The organism is Roseomonas sp. FDAARGOS_362 (genome assembly GCF_002754815.1).
In the GTDB taxonomy this organism is placed as follows: Bacteria; Pseudomonadota; Alphaproteobacteria; order Acetobacterales; family Acetobacteraceae; genus Roseomonas; species Roseomonas mucosa.
The window spans coordinates 2,336,661-2,355,900 of record NZ_CP024588.1; the positions used below are offsets into that span (position 1 = coordinate 2,336,661).

At 70.2% G+C, this 19,240-nt stretch carries 18 protein-coding genes; 5 read left to right on the plus strand and 13 right to left on the minus strand.

The genetic code is table 11. The features are described from left to right. The first annotated feature begins 65 nt into the window (after positions 1-65). Positions 66-1,145, plus strand: a complete 1,080-nt coding sequence (locus CTJ15_RS15435; protein WP_058390212.1) for a bifunctional 2-polyprenyl-6-hydroxyphenol methylase/3-demethylubiquinol 3-O-methyltransferase UbiG — start codon at positions 66-68, stop codon at positions 1,143-1,145. Between the two features lie 191 nt (positions 1,146-1,336). Here CTJ15_RS15435 and CTJ15_RS15440 read toward each other — a convergent pair whose 3' ends face one another. The 3 genes from CTJ15_RS15440 to CTJ15_RS15450 all read right to left on the minus strand — a co-directional run bounded on the left by CTJ15_RS15440 (position 1,337) and on the right by CTJ15_RS15450 (position 3,531). Next, the gene (locus CTJ15_RS15440; protein ID WP_058390211.1) at positions 1,337-1,783 is read right to left on the minus strand and encodes a pyridoxamine 5'-phosphate oxidase family protein; all 447 of its coding nucleotides are present in this window, start codon (positions 1,781-1,783) and stop codon (positions 1,337-1,339) included. A 106-nt stretch (positions 1,784-1,889) separates the two neighbouring features. Further along, a complete protein-coding gene (locus CTJ15_RS15445; RefSeq protein ID WP_193009604.1) occupies positions 1,890-2,762 on the minus strand; it encodes a cytochrome c oxidase subunit 3 in 873 nt (290 codons plus the stop codon). A gap of 127 nt (positions 2,763-2,889) precedes the next feature. Then, complete coding sequence (locus tag CTJ15_RS15450; RefSeq protein ID WP_226945950.1) at positions 2,890-3,531, minus strand: cytochrome c oxidase assembly protein; 642 nt, start codon at positions 3,529-3,531, stop codon at positions 2,890-2,892. 211 nt (positions 3,532-3,742) lie between these two features. Here CTJ15_RS15450 and CTJ15_RS15455 point away from each other — a divergent pair, with 211 nt between their 5' ends. Further along, complete coding sequence (locus CTJ15_RS15455; RefSeq protein WP_075822121.1) at positions 3,743-4,858, plus strand: OmpA family protein; 1,116 nt, start codon at positions 3,743-3,745, stop codon at positions 4,856-4,858. Between the two features lie 342 nt (positions 4,859-5,200). Here CTJ15_RS15455 and CTJ15_RS24420 read toward each other — a convergent pair whose 3' ends face one another. From CTJ15_RS24420 to CTJ15_RS15475, 5 genes are all read right to left on the minus strand, one after another. Next, positions 5,201-5,356 (minus strand): hypothetical protein, encoded by a 156-nt coding sequence (locus tag CTJ15_RS24420; protein WP_157223129.1) that lies wholly within the window; start codon positions 5,354-5,356, stop codon positions 5,201-5,203. Next, on the minus strand, positions 5,349-6,299 hold the full coding sequence (locus tag CTJ15_RS15460) for a heme o synthase (protein ID WP_058389495.1): 951 nt from the start codon (positions 6,297-6,299) through the stop codon (positions 5,349-5,351). Before CTJ15_RS15460 ends, CTJ15_RS24420 begins: the two co-directional genes overlap by 8 nt. Before the next feature lie 10 nt (positions 6,300-6,309). After that, entirely contained in the window at positions 6,310-7,908 is a 1,599-nt protein-coding gene (gene ctaD / locus CTJ15_RS15465) for a cytochrome c oxidase subunit I (RefSeq protein WP_075822120.1), read from the minus strand. A gap of 25 nt (positions 7,909-7,933) precedes the next feature. Next, positions 7,934-8,842, minus strand: a complete 909-nt coding sequence (coxB, locus tag CTJ15_RS15470; RefSeq protein ID WP_079253553.1) for a cytochrome c oxidase subunit II — start codon at positions 8,840-8,842, stop codon at positions 7,934-7,936. Positions 8,843-9,011: 169 nt separating this feature from the next. Next, on the minus strand, positions 9,012-9,365 hold the full coding sequence (locus CTJ15_RS15475) for a helix-turn-helix transcriptional regulator (protein WP_037250496.1): 354 nt from the start codon (positions 9,363-9,365) through the stop codon (positions 9,012-9,014). Between the two features lie 194 nt (positions 9,366-9,559). Between CTJ15_RS15475 and trxA the strand changes: the two genes are divergently transcribed. Together trxA and CTJ15_RS23995 are read left to right on the plus strand one after the other, a co-directional pair. Continuing rightward, on the plus strand, positions 9,560-9,889 hold the full coding sequence (gene trxA / locus CTJ15_RS15480; protein WP_026033517.1) for a thioredoxin TrxA: 330 nt from the start codon (positions 9,560-9,562) through the stop codon (positions 9,887-9,889). A gap of 25 nt (positions 9,890-9,914) precedes the next feature. Continuing rightward, positions 9,915-10,148 carry a hypothetical protein gene (locus tag CTJ15_RS23995; RefSeq protein ID WP_126281897.1) on the plus strand — a complete coding sequence of 78 codons (234 nt, stop codon included), beginning with the start codon at positions 9,915-9,917 and terminating at the stop codon, positions 10,146-10,148. Between the two features lie 22 nt (positions 10,149-10,170). Here the strand turns inward: CTJ15_RS23995 and CTJ15_RS15485 are convergent, their stop codons facing one another. Then, positions 10,171-11,514 (minus strand): folylpolyglutamate synthase/dihydrofolate synthase family protein, encoded by a 1,344-nt coding sequence (locus CTJ15_RS15485; RefSeq protein WP_099782165.1) that lies wholly within the window; start codon positions 11,512-11,514, stop codon positions 10,171-10,173. A gap of 50 nt (positions 11,515-11,564) precedes the next feature. Then, positions 11,565-12,548, minus strand: a complete 984-nt coding sequence (gene accD / locus CTJ15_RS15490; RefSeq protein WP_019462836.1) for an acetyl-CoA carboxylase, carboxyltransferase subunit beta — start codon at positions 12,546-12,548, stop codon at positions 11,565-11,567. A 238-nt stretch (positions 12,549-12,786) separates the two neighbouring features. On the opposite strand from accD, the gene CTJ15_RS15495 reads away from it, so the two are divergent. Continuing rightward, positions 12,787-14,772, plus strand: a complete 1,986-nt coding sequence (locus CTJ15_RS15495; protein ID WP_099781672.1) for an AI-2E family transporter — start codon at positions 12,787-12,789, stop codon at positions 14,770-14,772. Positions 14,773-15,173: 401 nt separating this feature from the next. On the opposite strand, the gene CTJ15_RS15500 is transcribed toward CTJ15_RS15495, so the two are convergent. From CTJ15_RS15500 to CTJ15_RS15510, 3 genes are all read right to left on the minus strand, one after another. After that, positions 15,174-15,998, minus strand: coding sequence for an alpha/beta fold hydrolase (locus tag CTJ15_RS15500; RefSeq protein ID WP_099781673.1), 825 nt, complete (start codon positions 15,996-15,998; stop codon positions 15,174-15,176). A 70-nt stretch (positions 15,999-16,068) separates the two neighbouring features. Continuing rightward, complete coding sequence (locus tag CTJ15_RS15505) at positions 16,069-16,530, minus strand: GNAT family N-acetyltransferase (RefSeq protein ID WP_058390076.1); 462 nt, start codon at positions 16,528-16,530, stop codon at positions 16,069-16,071. Positions 16,531-16,573: 43 nt separating this feature from the next. After that, positions 16,574-18,904, minus strand: a complete 2,331-nt coding sequence (locus CTJ15_RS15510; protein WP_058390075.1) for an FdhF/YdeP family oxidoreductase — start codon at positions 18,902-18,904, stop codon at positions 16,574-16,576. Between the last annotated feature and the right edge of the window lie 336 nt (positions 18,905-19,240).

Genomic DNA, 19,240 nt, shown 5'->3' on the forward strand with positions numbered 1-19,240 from the left:
CCTTTTCCCTCGCTTCCGCAATGAGGCAGACTGCCCGGCGACAGCGGGAAGGGGGGGGGGTTCCGATGGTCCAGGTCCGGGTGTCGCCGGCGGAGTTCGACGCTGTGCTCGACAGGCTCGGCGAAGGCGTTCCGGATGCCGCCGAATACGTCCGGTTGACGAAGTTCGTGCTCGACATGCCCGATGCGACGCGGCTCAACGGGCTCGATCCCTTCTCGGACGACTACCACCGGGGAGTCCTCGACCTGTATCTGGCGCTGCGCTCGCGCCCGGACGAGGAAGGCGCGGGCGGCTACACCCCTGAGCGCGACGAGGCACCCTCCTACGACGTTCCGGAGGCGATCTGGACCGGCCTCGTGCCCTGGAGCTTCCGTGACGCAGCCATGACGGGCGAGCATCTCTATGACTGGGGACACATTCTGCGGCATCTCGGCCTCGGACCGGGTGGCTCGGTCCTCGAATACGGCCCGGGCAGCGGCCAGTTGCTGCTCATGCTGGCCCGCATGGGCTACCGCGCCTGTGGCGTCGACATCGACCGGGTCGCCGTGGAGGTGATCCGGCAGCAGGCGGCCAGGATGAGCCTGCCCATCGAGGTGGAGCAGGCCCGCTTCGGCGAGGGATTCGGGACGGAGCGCTTCGACGCGGTGATGTTCTACGAAGCCTTCCACCACGCGATCGACTTCCAGGCGCTGCTGCGGAGCCTGCACGACCGGATCAAGCCAGGGGGGCGGCTGTTGCTATGCGGCGAACCCGTGGTCGAGGCTCCCCGCCCTGACGTTCCCTATGCCTGGGGCCCGCGTCTCGATGCGCTGTCGGTCTTCTGCATGCGCCGCTTCGGCTGGATGGAGCTGGGCTTCTCGCAGGATTTCCTTCTGGAGGCGGCACGGCGCGCCGGATGGCAGGTGGTGTTCCACTCCTTCCCCGGTTGCGGCCGGGCCAACCTCTATGTCCTGACCCCGGCGGCAGGCGGCGAGGCGCCTCAGGCGGCCGGGCGGCACATCCCATCCCCGCAGCCAGGCATCCCGGGAAGCGAAAACGAGGCCCTGCTCCAGTCCATCCTGGCTTCCACCACCTGGCGCGCCACGCGGCCGCTACGCCGGGCAGTGCACTGGCTTTCCCGCCGTCCCGGGCAGCCACCGGCCTGATCCGGGAGCACGAACAAGGCGTTCCTTCTTTGGAAGCCCCATTTTTCCACCTGCTGCTGGGATTCGGGCCGCAAAGCAGAGGCCACCACCCGGCGCCCCCTCAAGCCCGGGATCCGGGGCGAGAGGCGGAGCCTTTCCCCCGGCGGGCCACCACGAAGCGCGACACCGCCAGGGGAGGACAGCCGTTCGGATCAGACCGTGACCTCGCCCTCTTCCGTTCCGTCCCAGTAGGTGATGCGGCTGGCCCGGACCTTGATCAGCGTCAGGCCCGGCGTGTCCGCGCCCTGCTCGAACCACCGGTCCAGGTCCTTGGTCCAGTGTTCCTGGAAGGCGCCCTTGTCCCGGATCAGCTCCGCCTCTCCCTCGACAGCGATGAAGAGCGGCCTCTGCCCGAGCAGCCCCTGGCTGCTGGTGAAGGACAGCGCCACCTTCGGATCGCGTTCGATTTCCCCGACGGTATGGGTGCTGTCCAGGGCGAAGAACCAGGATTCGCCCTTGTACTCGACATCGCCATTGTTGCTCATCGGCCGGCTGGCGATGTGGCCGTTCCCGGCATGGGTCGAGAACATGCAGTGGTCGATCTTGCTCATCAGCCTGGACAGATCGCCCAGGCTCATCTGGCTGGTCGTGTGGTTCATCGGCCCTCTCCGGCAGCTCACCGGGGATGAACGCGCGCCGATGCCCATGTTTGCCGCGTGCCGGCGGCGCCGGCCGCCGACGGAGCTCCCGGAACGCCCCGGCCCGTCAGTGCGCGGCGACCGGCCCGGCGCCCCACCAGTAGATGAAGACGAACAGGAACAGCCACACCACGTCCACGAAGTGCCAGTACCAGGCGGCGGCCTCGAAGCCGAAATGGCGCCGCGGCGTGAACTGGCCGGCATAGGCGCGGAACCAGCAGACCGCCAGGAAGATGGTGCCGACGATGACGTGGAAGCCGTGGAAGCCGGTCGCCAGGAAGAAGACCGAGGGATAGATGCCGCCGTTCACGAAGGCGAAGGGCGCCTCGCCATACTCCCAGAACTGGAAGAAGGAGAAGCTGAGGCCCAGCAGCACGGTGATCCCCAGCCCCTGCAGCACGGACTTCCGGTCGCCCTCCAGCATCGCATGATGCGCCCAGGTCACCGTGGTGCCGGAAAGCAGCAGGATCATGGTGTTCAGGAAGGGCAGGCCGAAGGGGTCGAAGGTATGCACCCCGGCGGGGGGCCAGACAGCGGGCGCGGAGGCGCCGGACACATGCTCCGGGAACAGCGCGAAGTGGAAATAGGCCCAGAAGAAGGCCACGAAGAACATCACCTCGGAGGCGATGAACAGCGCCATGCCATAGCGCAGGCCGATCTGCACGATCGGGGTGTAGACGCCCGGGGTGCGCGATTCGCGGATCACGTCGCGCCACCAGCCAGCCATGCTGAACAGCACGCCCAGGATACCGAGGCCCAGCACCCAGTGGATGTTGCTGTGCGCGAAAAGAATGATCCCCAGCAACATCGTGCCCGCCGAGAACGAGGCGATCATCGGCCAGGGCGAGGGATCGACGAGGTGATAGGGATGCTTGTGGAGCGGCGGGGCGTCGGGAATGTCGGTGCCGAGGGTCCCCATGGTCGTTTCCGTGCTGGCCATTACGCATCCCGTTCGGATTCACCACGGCCGGGCGCCGCAGCTTTTGGTTACGCCATCAATCCCGCGAAATCCGGCCCCGATCAAGTCGGGAGAGGGTGAGGCGCGGTGCCGGACGGAAGGCGCCCCCTCACGGCGTGGCGGAAGCCGCCTTGCCCACATGCGGCCCGGCATGGGCCAGCGCTCCGGCGCGCTGCGCGTCCTCCAGCGTGCGGAAGAAGGTGTAGCTGAGCGTCACCGTGCGGATGTCGCGCGTGTTCGGGTCCTGGAGCATCGCCGGATCGACCCAGAAGGTCACCGGCATTTCCACCTTCTGCCCGGGCTGGAGGGTCTGCGCGTCGAAGCAGAAACAGGCCGTCTTGTGGAAATAGGGTCCCATCACCTCCGGCGTGACGTTGTAGAGGGCAATGCCCTCCACCGGAGTCGCGGCCCTGTTCTCGGCCTCGTAGAAGGCCAGACCCTGCTCCCCGGGCTTCAGCGCCATGCTCCGCTGCGCCGCCTCGAAGCGCCAGGGCAGGCCGGGATGGGTCTGGGCGTCGAATCGCACGGTGATGCCACGCTCCCCCTGCGGCGCCCCGGGGGCCGCCGGCCCGCCGATCCGCGGCGTGCCGTTGTAGCCGGTCACCTGGCAGAACAGCGTATAGAGCGGCACCGCGGCGAAGGAGACGCCGACCATGGCCGCCGCCGCGCCCAGCGCCGCGAGGCCCAGGCGGCGGTTGCGGCGCGCGAGCTCCGTGGCGGGGCGGGGGGAAGGGGCGCGATCGCTCGGCATGACCATGGGAGCAGTAGCGCCCCTGGCCCCTTCCGCTCAAGCGGAACCCGGCCCCCATGGCTGCTCCGCGTGCCCGCTCCCTCGCCGTATCCCGGAAAGGCGCGGGATGCCGCGGATCTGTCCCGCAAACTTGTTCCGCACGGGCATGGGCCGGAATTGTCCGGCCTGGCCGATCGCCCCAGGATGCCCCACCGATCAGGAAGGAAGCGACATGGTGGCCGACCATCCCAGAATCAGGACCGGCGAGGACAGCGCCGACCGCACCGGCTGGCCAGCCGGTGCGGCTGTCCTGGTCTTCGGCCTGCTGGGCGCCTGGCTCCTCGCCCGCGGCCCGGCGGAACACGAGGCGCCCATCCCGGTCGCCGCCCAGCCGGCGCATCCGCCCTCCGCCCCGCCTGTCCTCGCCCCGCCCGTCACTGCCCCGTCTGTCACCGCGCCGTCTGTCACCGCGCCGCTCCCGCCCGCTGTCCGCCCGGCGCCCGCGCCCGCGCCCGCGCCCGCGCCAACCGCCGCCATGCCAGCGCCCCCCGCCACAACCCCGGCCCTGGCATCGCTGGCCCGGCTGTTCCTGGACTATGACGGCACCGTCTGGCGGGCCACCGGCCGCCTGCCCGACGAGGCCACCCTCCACCGCGTGACCGAGACACTGAACGGCGCCTTCGGCACCTCGGCAGTCCGCACCGATCTGGTGATCGACCCCGCCGCCGGGCCCGCGCCCTGGATGGGCTGGTTCGGCCAGACCCTTCCCGCCCTGCGCCTGCCCGGCCTGCGGGCGCTGTTCCAGCCCGGCCAGCTGCGCATCGGCGGCAGCCTGCCCGATGCCGAGCGCGACCGGGCCATCGCCACCCTGCGCGCGCAGCTGCCGGACAGCCTCCGAATCGCCCCCCTGCCGGACGCCACCGGCCTGCGGGTCGAGGATGCCACGGCGGCCTCGATGCGTGCCCTGGCCGTCCTGCCGGGCAGCTTCAGCCCCGTCATGCTGGTCCAGGCGCTGAACATCTCCATCGTGAACTTCCCGACCGCCGGCGCCGAGATCCCGCCGGAAAGCCTGCCCCTGATCCGCGAGGCCGCCACCCGGCTGCGGCAGTTGCCGCCCGGCACGGTGATCGAGGTCAGCGGCCATACGGACAACACCGGCGATCCGGAGATCAACCGGACCCTCTCCCAGCGCCGGGCCGAGGCCGTGCGCGCCGCCCTGGTCGCCGGCGGCGCACCGGCGGACCAGCTGGTGGCCAAGGGCTATGGCAGCGGCCAGCCGGTGGCGGACAACGCGACCGAGGACGGCCGCTTCCGCAACCGCCGCATCGAGTACCGGGTGGGCGGGTAGCACCGGCCTCCACCCCCCGGGAGAGGCGCCGCCTCTCCCGGCCCCTCTCCGCCGGGGACCGAAGCCGGTCCCCGGACCCCGGGCTTGCGTTGGCTCTCCGTGGTGACCATCAGCCTGCGGGTTGATCCCTGGGAGCAGGTGGAGAGGTGGGGCTCCCGAGAGAAAGCAAAGACACCTTGTCCGCGCTGGTGGCACCGGCAGTCCGCCGGAGAGCCAGGCTCTCCGGCGCGATCCGGCCGGCAGCCAGAGCCAACGCATCGGGTCCAGGGCCCGCAGGGTCCTGGCGGATAGGGGGCCCGGGGGAAAGGCAGCGCCTTTCCCCCGGGGGTCAGGACCGGAGGCTCAGGAGGTCTGTGACATCCGGGCGATGGCGATCAGGTAGAAGAGCAGCACGAGCCCCAGCAGGGCGGCCAGGATGGCCCAGTTCCGTGCCCGGCGGCGGCGGTGGAAATCCACCTTCTCCTCCGGGGTCATGCGGACGGGTTCGGGCTCAGCCAAGGATCAGCCGGTCGGCCGCCAGGGCGGCGAAGAGCAAAGCGAGGTGCAGCAGGGAGAAGCGGAAGCAGCGCTTGGCCGGGGCGTCCTTGGTCAGGCTGCGGCCCTGCGGGTCCTGGTCGTCGCGCAGCACCTTCCAGGCGCAGAACACGAAGCCCAGCCCGAGCAGCACCGCCGCCACGCCATAGATCGGCCCGGCGAGGCCGAGCGGCCAGGGCGACACCGCCAGCGGGAAGAGCACCAGCGTGTAGAGCATGATCTGGCGCCGCGTTTCCTTCGCCCCCGCCACCACCGGCAGCATCGGCACCCCGGCGCGCTGGTAGTCGCCATGCGCCCAGAGGGAGAGCGACCAGAAATGCGGCGGCGTCCAGGCGAAGACGATGGCGAAGAGCAGCAGAGGCAGCAGGTCCACCGAGCCGGTCACGGCGGCCCAGCCGATCACCGGCGGGAAGGCCCCGGCGGCGCCGCCGATGACGATGTTCTGCGGCGTCCGGCGCTTCAGCCACATCGTATAGACGAAGACGTAGAAGAGGATCGAGCCGGCGAGCCAGCCGGCGGCCATCCAGTTGGTGGCCAGCCCCATCACCACGACCGAGGCGATGGCCAGCACCACGCCGAAAGCCAGCGCCTCCTCCGCCCGGATGCGCCCGGCGGGGATGGGGCGGTTGGCGGTGCGGCGCATCACCGCGTCGATGTCGCGGTCGTACCACATGTTGATGGCCCCCGCCGCCCCGGCTCCGACGGCGATGCACAGCACCGCGACCGAGCCCAGAAGCGGGTTGATGGAGCCCGGCGCCACCAGCATCCCGATGAAGCCGGTGAAGACGACCAAGGTCATCACCCGCGGCTTCAGCAGGGCGAACCAGTCGCGGATCTCGGAAAAATCGGGGGTGGATGCGTCGAAGGGGGCCGCAGCCCCCTCCTCGCCGACAGCGCTCTGGCTCATGCCGGGCTCTTTAGCGGATCCTCGGCAGTTCGTCGAAGGTATGGAAGGGGGGCGGGCTGCTGACCTGCCATTCCAAAGTCGTGGCCCCCTCGCCCCAGGGATTGGCCGCCGCCCGCTCCTTCCGCGCGAAGGTCAGGTAGATCACGTAGAGGAACAGCAGCAGCGAGATGCCGGAGATGAAGGCGCCGACCGAGGCGACCGCGTTCCAGCCCCAGAAGGCGTCCGGATAATCCGGGTAGCGGCGGGGCATGCCCTGGGCGCCCAGGAAGTGCATCGGGAAGAAGGTCAGGTTCACCCCGATGAAGGTCATCCAGAAATGCACCTTCCCCCAGAATTCCGGGTACTGGTAGCCGCTCATCTTGCCGATCCAGTAGTAGAACCCGGCATAGATGCCGAAGACGGCGCCCAGCGATAGAACATAATGGAAGTGCGCCACAACATAATAGGTGTTGTGCAGGATCACGTCCACCGAGGCATTGGACAGCTTCACGCCGGACACGCCGCCGACAGTGAAGAGGAAGATGAAGCCCACGGCAAAGAGCATCGGCGTCTTGAACTCGATGGAGCCGCCCCACATCGTGGCGATCCAGGAGAAGATCTTGATGCCTGTCGGCACCGCGATGATCATCGTGGCCGCCATGAAATAGGCCCGCGTGTCCACCGAGATGCCGGAGGTGAACATGTGGTGCGCCCAGACCACGAAGCCCACCACCCCGATCGCCACCATGGCATAGGCCATGCCGAGATAGCCGAAGATCGGCTTGCGGCTGAAGGTGGACAGCACGTGCGACACGATCCCGAAGGCCGGCAGGATCATGATGTAGACCTCGGGGTGGCCGAAGAACCAGAACAGGTGCTGGAACAGCACCGGGTCGCCGCCCCCTTCCGGCTTGAAGAAGGAGGTGCCGAAGTTCCGGTCGGTGATCAGCATGGTGATCGCGCCGCCCAGCACAGGCACCGAAAGCAGTAACAGGAAGGCCGTCACCAGCATCGACCACACGAAGAGGGGCATCTTGTGCAGCGTCATGCCCGGGGCGCGCATGTTGAAGATGGTGGTGATGAAGTTGGCCGCCCCCAGGATCGAGGAGGCGCCGGCTAGGTGCAGGCCGAACAGCGCCATGTCCACGCCCATGCTGGGCTGGTACTGGCTGTCGGACAGCGGCGGGTACAGCGTCCAGCCCGTGCCGGCCCCGCCGACGAAGAGGCTGGCGACCGTCAGCGCCAGGGCCGGCACCAGCAGCCAGAAGGAGATGTTGTTCAGCCGTGGGAAGGCCATGTCCGGCGCGCCGATCATGATCGGCACGAACCAGTTGCCGAAGCCGCCGATCAGCGCGGGCATGACCACGTAGAACACCATCAGCACGCCATGGGCGGTGACGGCGATGTTCCAGCTCTGCCCGTCGGCGAAGAACTGCAGCCCGGGCTCCAGCAGCTCCAGCCGCATGATCATCGACAGCCCGATGCCGACGATCGCCGAGACCAGGGCGAAGCCGATATAGAGGGTGCCGATATCCTTGTGGTTGGTGCTGAAGAACCACCGCGACACGAAGCGGGGCTTGTGGTCGTGGTGGTCGTCGTGATGGGTATGGGCGTCCGTGACGGTGGCCATGGCTTCTCTTCCGTCCTCTCCGCCCTTACGGGCGAGCCTCCGCGACTTCGGTTTTCATCTCGTCGGGCCAGCCGGGGCCCCTGCCCTCGGCGAACTTCGTCTTCGCCTGTTCCACCCAGGCATCGAACTCCGCCCGGGGCACCACGCGCACGGCGATCGGCATGAACCAGTGGTTGGTGCCGCAGATCTGGTTGCACTGGCCATAGAAGGTGCCCTCCCGGTCGGCCTCGAACCAGGTCTCCATGGCGCGGCCGGGGATGGTGTACTTCTGCACGCCCAGCGAAGGCACGAAGAAGGAATGGATCACGTCGTGCCCGGTAGTCAGCACCCGCACCTTCGCGCCCACCGGCACCACCAGCGGATTGTCCACTGCGAGGTTGCGCAGCTGCCCGGGCTTCAGGTCGGCCTCGGCGATGGGATAGCTGTCGAAGGCGAAGTTGCCGTTGTCGGGATAGCTGTAGTGCCAGTACCACTGCCGCCCCTGCACGCCGATGGTGATGTCGGGGTCCACCGCCCGGTCCTCGTAATAGATCAGGCGGAAGGAGGGGATGGCGATCACCAGCAGGATCACCACCGGAATCACCGTCCAGGCGATCTCCAGCACCGTGTGGTGGCTGGTGCGCGACGGCGTCGGATTGGCCGAGGCGCGGTAACGGAAGACCACCCAGCCCAGCAGCCCCGCCACAAAGGCGGTGATGATGACGATGATCCACAGCACCAGGTTGTTGAAGTCGTGGATCGCTTCCTTCACCGGCCCCGCGGCGGCCTGGAGGCCAAGGCCCCAGGGGGTCGGCGCCCCGGTGGCCCCGGGCACGGCGTCCTCCGGCGCGGCGGCGCCCGTTCCCTGTGCCCATGCCGTGGCCCCGGGGGTCAAGGAGGCCAGCACGGCCCCCATGAGCCCTCCGGCCAGTGCCGTCGCGATTGTCCGCCGCATGCCCCGCCCCGATGATCCCATTGCCGGATACTTATGCCGGCCGCCGTTCCGGTCCCTCGCGCCGCTGCCGCCACGGGGGGCGGTGCCGCGCCTTTGTTTCCGGACCGGTGCCCGGTCCTTGAACCATGGGTAAATCACGCGCCAGCGGGAGTGACAAGGTGCGGCGGCGTCAGCCGGGCAGATCGGGGGCCGCCGGCTCCCCCTCCACCTCGGTCTCCACCTCCTCGCTCACATGGTCCGTCATGTCGGTGAGCATCGAGCGCACATGCTCGTCTCCCACGGCATAGAAGACCTGCCGCCCCCGCCGCTCGGCCTGCAGCAGCCGCGCGGCGCGCAGCAGGCGCAGGTGGTGGGAAACGAGGCTGCCGGAGATCCCCAGGCGATCCGCGATATCCCCTACCGCGACCGCCGAATCGAGGCAGGAAAGAATGATCCTCAGGCGCGTGGGATCGCTCATCAGCCGGAAGGTCTCGGCGAGCTCCACCACCTGGTCCTCACCGATACGCCCACGAAATTGTCGCATGGCGCGCAGCTTCGTCCGCGCCGGGCTTTCGCGCAAGCACCGGCCGGACCTCGGCCCGTTCCCCCCGGCCTGCCCCCCGGCCCGCCCGCGGCACCCATGCGGCCGCGTCGCCCATGCCACCGCGCCGGCGGCCTTGACCGGAAGGGGCGGCGCCACGACCTTTTCCGGCAGTATCTCTGGAGATGATGGCGGCCATGAGCGAGCTGACCAAGGCTGTGAGCGACGAGACCTTCCAGGCCGATGTGCTGAAGGCGCCGGGCCCCGTGCTGGTGGATTTCTGGGCCGAATGGTGCGGCCCGTGCCGCCAGGTGGCCCCGATCCTCGACGAGGTGGCGCGGGACTATGCCGGCAAGCTCACCGTGGCCAAGGTGAACATCGACGAGAATCCGGGCTCGCCGAACGACTACGCGGTGCGCGGCATCCCCACCATGATCCTGTTCCGCGACGGCAAGCCGGTGGGCACGCTGGTCGGGGCGCAGCCGCGCAGCAAGCTGCGCGAATGGCTGGACAGCAACCTGGGCTGATCCAGGAACCGGGGGAAGGCGCGGCATGAACGAGACCCCTGGCACTCCGGCGGTCCCCTCGTCCGCTCCTTCCCCGCCCGCGGCCCCGCCCGCCCGGCCCCATGGCCCGGCGCGGCGGCACGGGCCGGACTATCTGGGCATGGGCGTGCTGCTGGGGGTGGTTGCCGCCATCCTCGCCATCTGGTGGATCTTCCCGGCCCTGATGCGGATCGTGAACTACAGCGACTGCATCGGCTCCGGCCGGATCACCGGGTGTTGAAGCAGGCGGTGGGTCGCGGCCGTCAGGCCGGCGGCGTGCCGTTCGCCTTCAGGATCTCGCCTGCCAGATAGAGGCTGCCGCAGATCAGCACCCGAGCCGGGCGGCCGGGATCGGCCTCGCGCAGCAGGGCCTCCAGCGCATCCGCCACATGGGGGCCGATGCGGGCCATGCCGCCGCTGGCGGCCACGATCTCCTCCGGCGTCATCGCCAGGTGCTGGCCCGGTTCGGCCACGGCCCAGACCGAACTGGCCCGCGGCAGCAGCGGGCGCAGGAAGTCGTCGGCGGCCTTGGACTTCTTGATCCCCACCAGCAGATGCGCCGGCCGGTCGCCCCAGGCGCGCAGATGCTCGGCCAGAACCTCCCCGGCCCCGGCGTTGTGGCCGCCATCCAGCCACAGTTCCCAGCCCGGCGGCAGCATCGCCGCCAAGGGCCCGCTGTCGAGGCGCTGCAGGCGGGCCGGCCAGCGCGCCTCGCGGAAGCCCCCGGCGGCGGTGGCCTCGTCCAGCCAGTCCGGGTTCCAGGCACGCAGCGCCGCCAGGGCGAGCCCGGCATTGTCGATCTGGTGCGGCCCCGGCAGGCCCGGGCGCGGCAGGCGCAGCACCCCGGCGGCATCGCGGTAGAGCAGCCCCTCGCCCCCCGGCCCGATCTCCCAGTCCCGTCCCCGGCGCAGCAGCGGCGCCCCGGCCTCGGCGGCGACGCGCTCGATCGCCGCCATCGCCTCCGGCGCCTGGAAGCCGGTCACCAGCGGCACGCCGGGACGGGCGATGCCCGCCTTCTCCGCCGCGATCCCGGCCAGGCTGTTCCCCAGGAACTCCATATGGTCCATCGAGACCGAGGCGACGGCGCAGGCCGCCGGGCGCGGCACGACATTGGTCGCGTCGAATCGCCCGCCGAGCCCGACCTCCAGCACCAGCAGATCCGCCGGCACCCGGGCGAAGAGCAGGAAGGCGGTGGCCGTGGTGATCTCGAAGACGCTGATCCCCTCCCCGGCATTGGCCTGCTCGGCCTCCTCCAGCGCGGCGGCCAGCACCTCCTCCTCCACCAGCGTCCCCGCCAGCCGGATGCGCTCGTGGAAGCGCACCAGATGCGGCGAGGTATAGGCATGGACGCGCTTCCCCGCCGCCTCGGCGATGGCGCGGGCGAAGGCGCAGGTGCTGCCCTTGCCGTTGGTGCCCGCCACATGGAGCACCGGCGGCAGGTGCCGCTCCGGATGGCCGAGCGCCGCCAAGCAGCGCTCGATCCGGCCGGTGCTGAGGTCCATCAGCTTCGGATGCAGCGCATGCAGCCGGTCCACGATCCGCTCCGCCCGCCCCGGCTCGATGCCGGTGGGCAGGCGCAGCGAGGGGTCGAGCTGGCCCGGCGCCATGGAGGGCGCCACGGGGGAGGAGCGCGTGGGGCCGGGCATGGGCGGCGGCCTCAGTCGCCGTTCGCCGGATTCTCGGTCGGCGCCGTGCGGGCCACCACGGTGGGGCGCGGCTGCGGCTTGGGCGCGGCGATGTCGGGCGGCGGCGGCATCGGCAGCTCCGCTTCCTCCACCTCCAGCCCAGGGGGCAGGCGCTCGCGCAGCAGGGAGATCAGCCGCGCCAGCGTGACCTTCATGTCGCCGCGCCTGACCACCATGTCCAGGATACCGTGCTCCAGCAGGTATTCCGCCCGCTGGAAGCCCTCGGGCAGCTTCTCGCGCACCGTCTGCTCGATCACCCGCGCCCCGGCGAAGCCGATCAGCGCCCTGGGCTCGGCGATCTGGATGTCGCCCAGCATGGCGAAGGAGGCGGTGACGCCGCCCGTGGTCGGGTCGCAGAGCACGGTGATGAAGGGCAGCCCGGCTTCCTTGACCATCAGCGAGGCGATGACCGTGCGCGGCATCTGCATCAGGCTGACCGCGCCCTCCTGCATCCGCGCCCCGCCGGAGGCGCTGAAGACGATCAGCGGCGCATCCTGCAGCACGGCCAGCCGGGCGGCGGCGACCAGCGCCTCGCCCACCCCGGCGCTCATCGAGCCGGCGAGGAAGTTGAAGTCGAAGGCCGCGACCACCGCCGCCTTGCCCTCGATCGTGCCATGCGCGACCACCACGGCCTCGTCCAGCCCGGTCTTGGCCTGGGCCTCCTTCAGCCGGTCCACATAGCGGCGCTGGTCGCGGAAGCGCAGCGGGTCGAGCGGCGCCTTGGGCAGCTCGATGCGCTGCCACCCGGCATCCAGCGTGTAGTCCAGCCGCCGCAGCGCGCCGATGCGCAGGTGATGGCCGCAATGCGGGCAGACATGCAGCCCGCGCTCCAGGTCGCGGTGGAAGATCATCTGCTCGCAGGACGGGCACTTGTGCCAGAGGTTCTCCGGCACGTCCCGCTTGCTGCCGAACAGGGTCTGGATCTTCGGCAGAGCCCAGTCGGAAATCCAGTTCATCGCTCAACTCCTCCGCGCGGGGCGGGAGTAGGCATCTCCCAGCCCCCTGCGCAAGAGGCGAGTGCGGCAAGGCTGCCTTCCGCCCTCGCCTCCCCTGTCTGCGGCACCGGAACTCACCACCGGAGAAACGTCGCAGAAAGCGAAAAACCCCCTCCACTTCCTGGCGTTGGCGAAAGGCCGGGCGCGCCATCACAGGCCGGGGCCGCCCGTCCCCCTGGCCCGGCCGAGACGGAGCAGCATGCGTCTTCCCGAAAGCTCCGGCGCCCGCGCCCGCATCCGGGCCGCCGGACTGCCCAGCGGCGGCACCGGCACGCTCTACGCCATCGTGGCGGTGGTCGGCATCCTCTACGTCACGCGGGAACTCCTGGTGCCGCTGGTGCTGGCGACGCTGCTCGCCTTTGTCCTGGCGCCGGTGGTGCGGGGCCTGCGGCACTGGCGGGTGCCGCGCATCCCCGCCGTGCTGCTGACCGTCTTCCTGGCCTTCGGCCTGCTGACCACGGGCGGCGTGGTGATGGGGCGGCAGATGGCCGAGCTCGCCACCGACCTGCCCCGCTACCAGGCCGCGGTGATGGAGAAGGTCGGGCACCTGTCCAGCGGCGGCATGGTGGAGCGTGTCTCCGGCCTGCTCCAGCGCCTGGGCGAGAACGTCGTGCCCCGCCCCCACGCCTCCACCTCTTCCTCGGCCTCCACCGGCCCCGCCGCCGAGGCCGGAACCTCCGTCCGCCCCCTGCCGGTCGAGGTCCACACGCCCGAACCGGGAACGCTGGAGCTGATCCAGAGCGTGATCGCCCCCCTGGTCGGCCCGGTCGCCACCACCGGCATCGTCGCGGTCTTCGTGGTCTTCCTGCTGCTGTACCGGGAGGACATGCGCGACCGCGTCATCAAGCTGGTCGGCTCCGGCGACCTGCAGCGCACCACCGCCGCGCTGGACGAGGCGACGACGCGCCTCAGCCGCTTCTTTCTGGCCCAGGTGATGCTGAACGCCTGCTTCGGCGCGGTCATCGGCCTGGGCCTCTGGGCCGTCGGCATTCCCAACCCGGCGCTCTGGGGCGTGCTGGCGGGGCTGATGCGCTTCGTTCCCTTCGTCGGCGTGATCATCTCCGTCGCCTTCCCCGCCTTGCTGGCCCTGGCGGTGGACCCGGGCTGGGCCACCCTGCTCTGGACCGTGGCGCTCTTCGCCGTGGCCGAGGGGCTGCAGGCTCAGGCGGTGGAACCCCTGGTCTATGGCCACAGCACCGGCCTCACCCCGATCGCGGTGCTGCTGGCCACGGCCTTCTGGACCTGGCTCTGGGGGCCCCTCGGCCTGCTGATGGCAATGCCGCTGACGCTCTGCCTCGTGGTCCTCGGCCGGCACGTGAAGCAGCTCGAGTTCCTCGACGTCCTGCTGGGGGACCGGGAGGCCCTGGCGCCGCCCGAGGCCTTCTATCAGCGCGCCCTGGCCGGGGACGCGGACGGGCTGATCGAGCAGGCCGAGCTGCGCCTCAACGGCACCTCCCTGCGCGCCTATTACGACGAGGTGGCGCTGCCCGGCCTGGCGCTGGCCCAGGCCGATGCCGGGCGCGGCGCCCTGAGCCGGCGGCGCGTCGAATGGGTGCGCGACAAGGTGGACGCGCTGCTGGAGGACCTGGCGGACCACGAGGATGCCGGGGAGGACGAGGCCCCCCTCATGGAAGGCCCCGTGGCCCCTGCCGGAGCAACCGGCGACGGCAGGGCCCCGGAAGCCCCGCCCCCAGCCCCGCCGGCTTCCGTGCCTGACGGCTGGGAGGCCCCCGGCAGCATCCTCTGCGTTCCCGGGCGCGGCCGCTTCGATGGCCAGGCCGCCTGCATGCTGGTCCAGGCCCTGCGCCAGCGCGGCTTCGGCGCCGGGATGCTGCCCAACGCCGCCCTGCGGAAGCCGGAGCCGATGACCACCGCCCCCGGCGGCACGGTGCGGGCACTCTGCCTTTCCGTGGTGGCCGGCGGCACCAGCGGCGCCAGCCTGCGCTACGCGGTGCTGCGCCTGCGGCGGGACTTCCCCGCCCTGCCGCTGGTGATCGGGATCTGGGGCGAGGCCGAAGCATCGCAGGAACAGGCCCTGCGCGACGCCCTGCCGCCGGAAATCCTCGGCGACGGTACGGTGCGGTTCGTCCGACGGCTCCAGGACGCGCTGGACACCCTGCTGCAAGCCAGCCCGGCAACACGGAGCGCCACGGAAGCACGGGAAACCCAGGCCGCGAAACCCTGACCGGAGGACGGCTCTCCAACCTCCGGCGTTGCGCTGTCCCGGGGGACAAGGCTCCGCCTTTTCCCCCGGCCCCCTCATCCGCCAGGACCCTGCGGGCCCTGGACCCGGTGAGTCGGTTCTTCCTGTGATCGGACCGCGCCGGGAAGCGTGGCTTCCCGGCGACTGCCGGTGCCACGAGCGCGGAGCCGGTGTTCCTTATCTTTCCGGGAGCCCCGCGTCTCCACCTGCTTCCAGGGATCAACCCACAGGCTCACGTCACCCACCGGCACCAGCTCGGGCCCGGGGTCCGGGGACCGGCTTCGGTCCCCGGCGGAGAGGGGGTCCGGGGCGAGAGGCAGCGCCTCTCCCCCGGCGGCCGGCCACGAAGCGCAACGCCCTCCCGGAGCGCGGAACCGGCGCGCCTATTCGCTGATGAAGCGCAAGAGGTCCTGGTTCAACCGGTCCTTCTCGGTGAAGAACAGCCCATGCGGCGCGCCCGGATATTCCACCAGCCGCGCGCCGGGGATCATCGCAGCGGCGCGGCGCCCGGCGGCGTCGATCGGGACGGTGTTGTCGGCATCGCCATGGATCACCAGCACCGGCACGCGGATCTGCGGCAGGTCGGCGCGGAAGTCGGTTTCCGAGAAGGCGCGCACGCAGTCCAGCGTCGCCTTGGGCGAAGCCATGAGGGCGAGGTTGCCTGTCCATTGCAGCAGCTCGCTGCTGATGGAGAAACTCAGCAGCCCGGCGCCGAAGAACTGCTTGCCGAAGCTCGCCAGGAAGGCCGGGCGGTCCGCCTGCAGGTTGACGACCATGTCGTCGAAAACGGAACGGTCCACGCCCTCGGGATTGTCCTCCGTCCGCAGCAGGAAGGGCGTGACGGCGGCAACCAGGACGGCCTTGCTCACCCGCCCCGATCCGCCATGGCGCGAGAGGTAGCGCGCGACCTCCCCGCCGCCCATGGAGAAGCCCACCAGCGTCGCGTCGCGCAGGTCCAGCGCGTCGAGGATGGCGGCCAGGTCGTCGGCCATGGTGTCGTAGTCATAGCCGGACCAGGGCTGGCCGGAGCGCCCGAAGCCGCGCCGGTCATAGGCGATCACGCGGCAGCCGTTCTCCGCCAGGAAAGGCGCCTGGTATTCCCACATATCCGCGTTGACCGGCCAGCCATGGATCAGCACGACCGGCTTGCCGGCGCCCCAGTCCTTGTAGAACAGGGGTGTTCCGTCCCGGGCCTCGATGAAGGACATCGCATTCTCGCTGTTGCTGGATGCCTTCAGGAACGGCTGGAGACGGCCCTGGTTGGCCGCCCGCCGCGCATCAGGACAGCGTCCTGCGCAGGTAGACCCGCCGGAATCCCTTCTCCTCCCGCCGCTCGGCCTCCGTGAAGCCGCGATGCCGGTAAAGGGCGAGGTTCGCCTCCATCCTCTCGTTGGTCAGAAGCCGCAGCTCGCGGAAACCCCGCCGCCGCGCCTCCGCCTCCACGAAATCGAGCAGCACGCCGCCGAGGCCCTGCCCTTTGGCCTCCGGCTCCACGGCGATGTTGTCGAGCCAGAGATGGCCCGTCCGGTCCTCGATCACCACAAGGCCCAGGATTCGGCCGCCGCGTTCCAGCACATGCACCTGCCTCGCCGCGATGCGGGCGGCGTAGTCGTCGTCCATCGGCGCCGGGCGCCGCCCGATCACCGGGACGTAATGGGCATAGGCACGCTCCGCCAGGGCGGCGAGGAGCGGCGCCTCCCCCGGCAGGGCGGGACGGAGGACATGATCGGGGCCGGACATGCCCCGCATCCTGCCTGCAGCGCCCCGGCCGGGGAAGCGGCAATCAGCCGGGCGGCAGCCCCTCCGCCGGCACGCTGCGCCCGGAATGGTGCGGCACGCGCGCGCTGATGCGCACGGGCACGGCCTTCGCCGCCGGCGTCTTGCTCTCCTCCGCATGGTGCGCGACGGGGATCAGCGTGTTGCACTCGGGGTAGTAGGCCGCGAGGCAGCCGCGCGGGATGTCGAAGCCGGTGACGCGCAGCCCGCCGAACTCCCGCCGCACGCCGTCGCCATAGACGGTCGCGAGCGTCACCTCGTCCCCGTCCGACAACCCCGCCTCCACGATATCCTCCGGGTTCATGAAGACCACCATGCGCGTGCCTTTCACGCCCCGGAAACGATCGTGATAGCCATAGACGGTGGTGTTGAACTGGTCGTTGGAACGCAGCGTGATCAGCCGGTACTGCTCCGGCTGGTCCTCGAAGCCGGTGGCAGTCAGCTTCTCCGGCACGCGGAACTCCGCCTTGCCGCTCTTGGTCTTCCACACCCGGTCGCGCGCCGGGATCGGCCGGTGGAAGCCGCCCGGGATCGCCATGCGGTCGTTGAAGCCACGGAACTCCTCGGGATAGGTCCGCTCGATCGCATCGCGGATCAGGCCGTAGTCGGCGAGCCACGTGTCCCAGTCCAGCCTCGGGTTCGGCGGCAGCGTGGCCTTGGCGATACCGGCGACGATCGTGGGCTCGGACAGCAGATCGGGGCTCGCCGGCTCGCGCTTGCCGAAGGAGGCATGGATGGTGGCGGTGCTGTCCTCCATCGACACCGTCTGGTCGCCCGTCGCCTGGCTGTCGCGCTCGATCCGCCCCTTGCAGGGCAGCAGCAGCGCGACCTCGCCGTTCACCAGGTGCGAGCGGTTCAGCTTCGTCGCGATCTGCACCGTCAGCCGCATCTTCCGCCAGGCGGGCTCCATCCGGTCACGGTCCGGGATGGCGCGCACGAAATTGCCGCCCAGGCCGATGAAGCCCTTCACCTCGCCCTTGAGGACGCCCTCGCAGGCCTCCACCGTGTTCAGCCCCTTCTCGCGTGGCGGCTCGAACCCGTACAGCTCCGCCAGCCGGTCGAGCGGCACCAGCGCCGGCTTCTCCGAAATCCCGACGGTGCGCTGGCCCTGCACGTTGGAATGGCCCCGCACCGGCGAGATCCCCGCGCCCTGCCGCCCGATATTGCCGCGCAGCAGCAGCAGGTTCACCAGCATGTGCAGGTTCTGCTCGCCCAGCACCTGCTGCGTCAGCCCCATGCCATAGATGAACATCGCGGCCTTGGACTGGCTGTACAGCTCCGCCGCCGCTTCCAGCGCCACGCGCGTCAGGCCGGATTCCTCGGTGATCCGCTCCCACCCCGTCTCGCGCGCGGCCTTCGCGAATTCCTCGAAGCTCCTGGTGTGCTCGCGGATGAAGCCATGGTCCAGCACCGGCGCGCCGCCACTTTCCCGCGCCCGGTCATCCGCCTCGATCAGCCATTTGCACAGCCCCATCAGCGCGGCCATGTCGCCGCCCGCCTTCACCTGGTGGTACTGCTCGCTGATCCGCGTCTCCGCCCCGGTGCCCATCTCCAGCGGGCTCTGCGGGTTGGTGAAGCGCTCCCAGCCACGCTCGCGCAGGGGGTTGAAGGTGACGATCCTCACGCCGCGCCGCACCGCCTCCTGCAACTGGTGCAGCATGCGCGGGCTGTTGGAGCCGACATTCTGCCCAAAGGAGAAGATGGCGTCGCAATGGTCGAAATCGGCCAGGGTGATGGTGCCGACCGGCGACCCCAGCACCTCCTTCAGCGCCACCGAGGTCGTCTCGTGGCACATGTTGGAACTGTCGGGCAGGTTGTTGCAGCCGTACATCCGCGCCAGCAGGCCGTACATGTAGGAGGTTTCCAGCGAGGCGCGGCCCGAGGCGTAGAAGACCACGGATTTCGGGTCGAGCGCCTTCAGCTCCTCCCCGATGATGCGGAAGGCCTCCTCCCACGCCACCGGCACATACCTGTCGCTGGCGGCGTCGTAGCGCATCGGATGCGTCAGCCGTCCCTGCTGCTCCAGCGAGTAATCGGACCAGCCGAGCAGCTCCGTCACCGTGTGCTTCGCGAAGAAGTCCGGCGGGGTGCGGAGCGAGGTCAGCTCCCAGGCCGTGGCCTTGGCACCGTTCTCGCAGAACTCGAAGGGATGCGCGGAAGCGGGCTTGGCCCAGGCGCAGGAAACACAGGCGAAGCCATCCGCCTTGTTCTGCCGCAAAAGCGCCTCGCCGATGCCGGGCGTGACCTTCTCGCGCAGCATGATCTCGCCCAGCGACTTCGCCGAGCCCCAACCGCCGGAGGGGCCGTCATAAGGGCCGATCCTGACATCATCACCCATGGAAAAGCCCTCCGCGCCCAGCCGGTGACAGGAGAACCGGCGGAGCCCGGGCACGGTTGCCGCTGGGCGCGATGACAGCTGCTTCATCGGGGAGGATCAGGCAGCGCACTCTTCGCGGCCACCCTCGCGGGAGAGGCGCCGCCTCTCACACACCCTCTCCGCCGGGGACCGAAGCCGGCCCCCGGACCCCGGGCTTTCGCTGGTGCCCGTGGCAGCCGTCGGCCCATGGTCCGATCCCTGGGAGCAGGTGGACCGGCGAGGCGCCCGGAAGGAAGGAAGACACCTTGGCCTCGCTGGCGGTACCGGCAGCCGCCGGAGAGCATGGCCCTCCAGCGC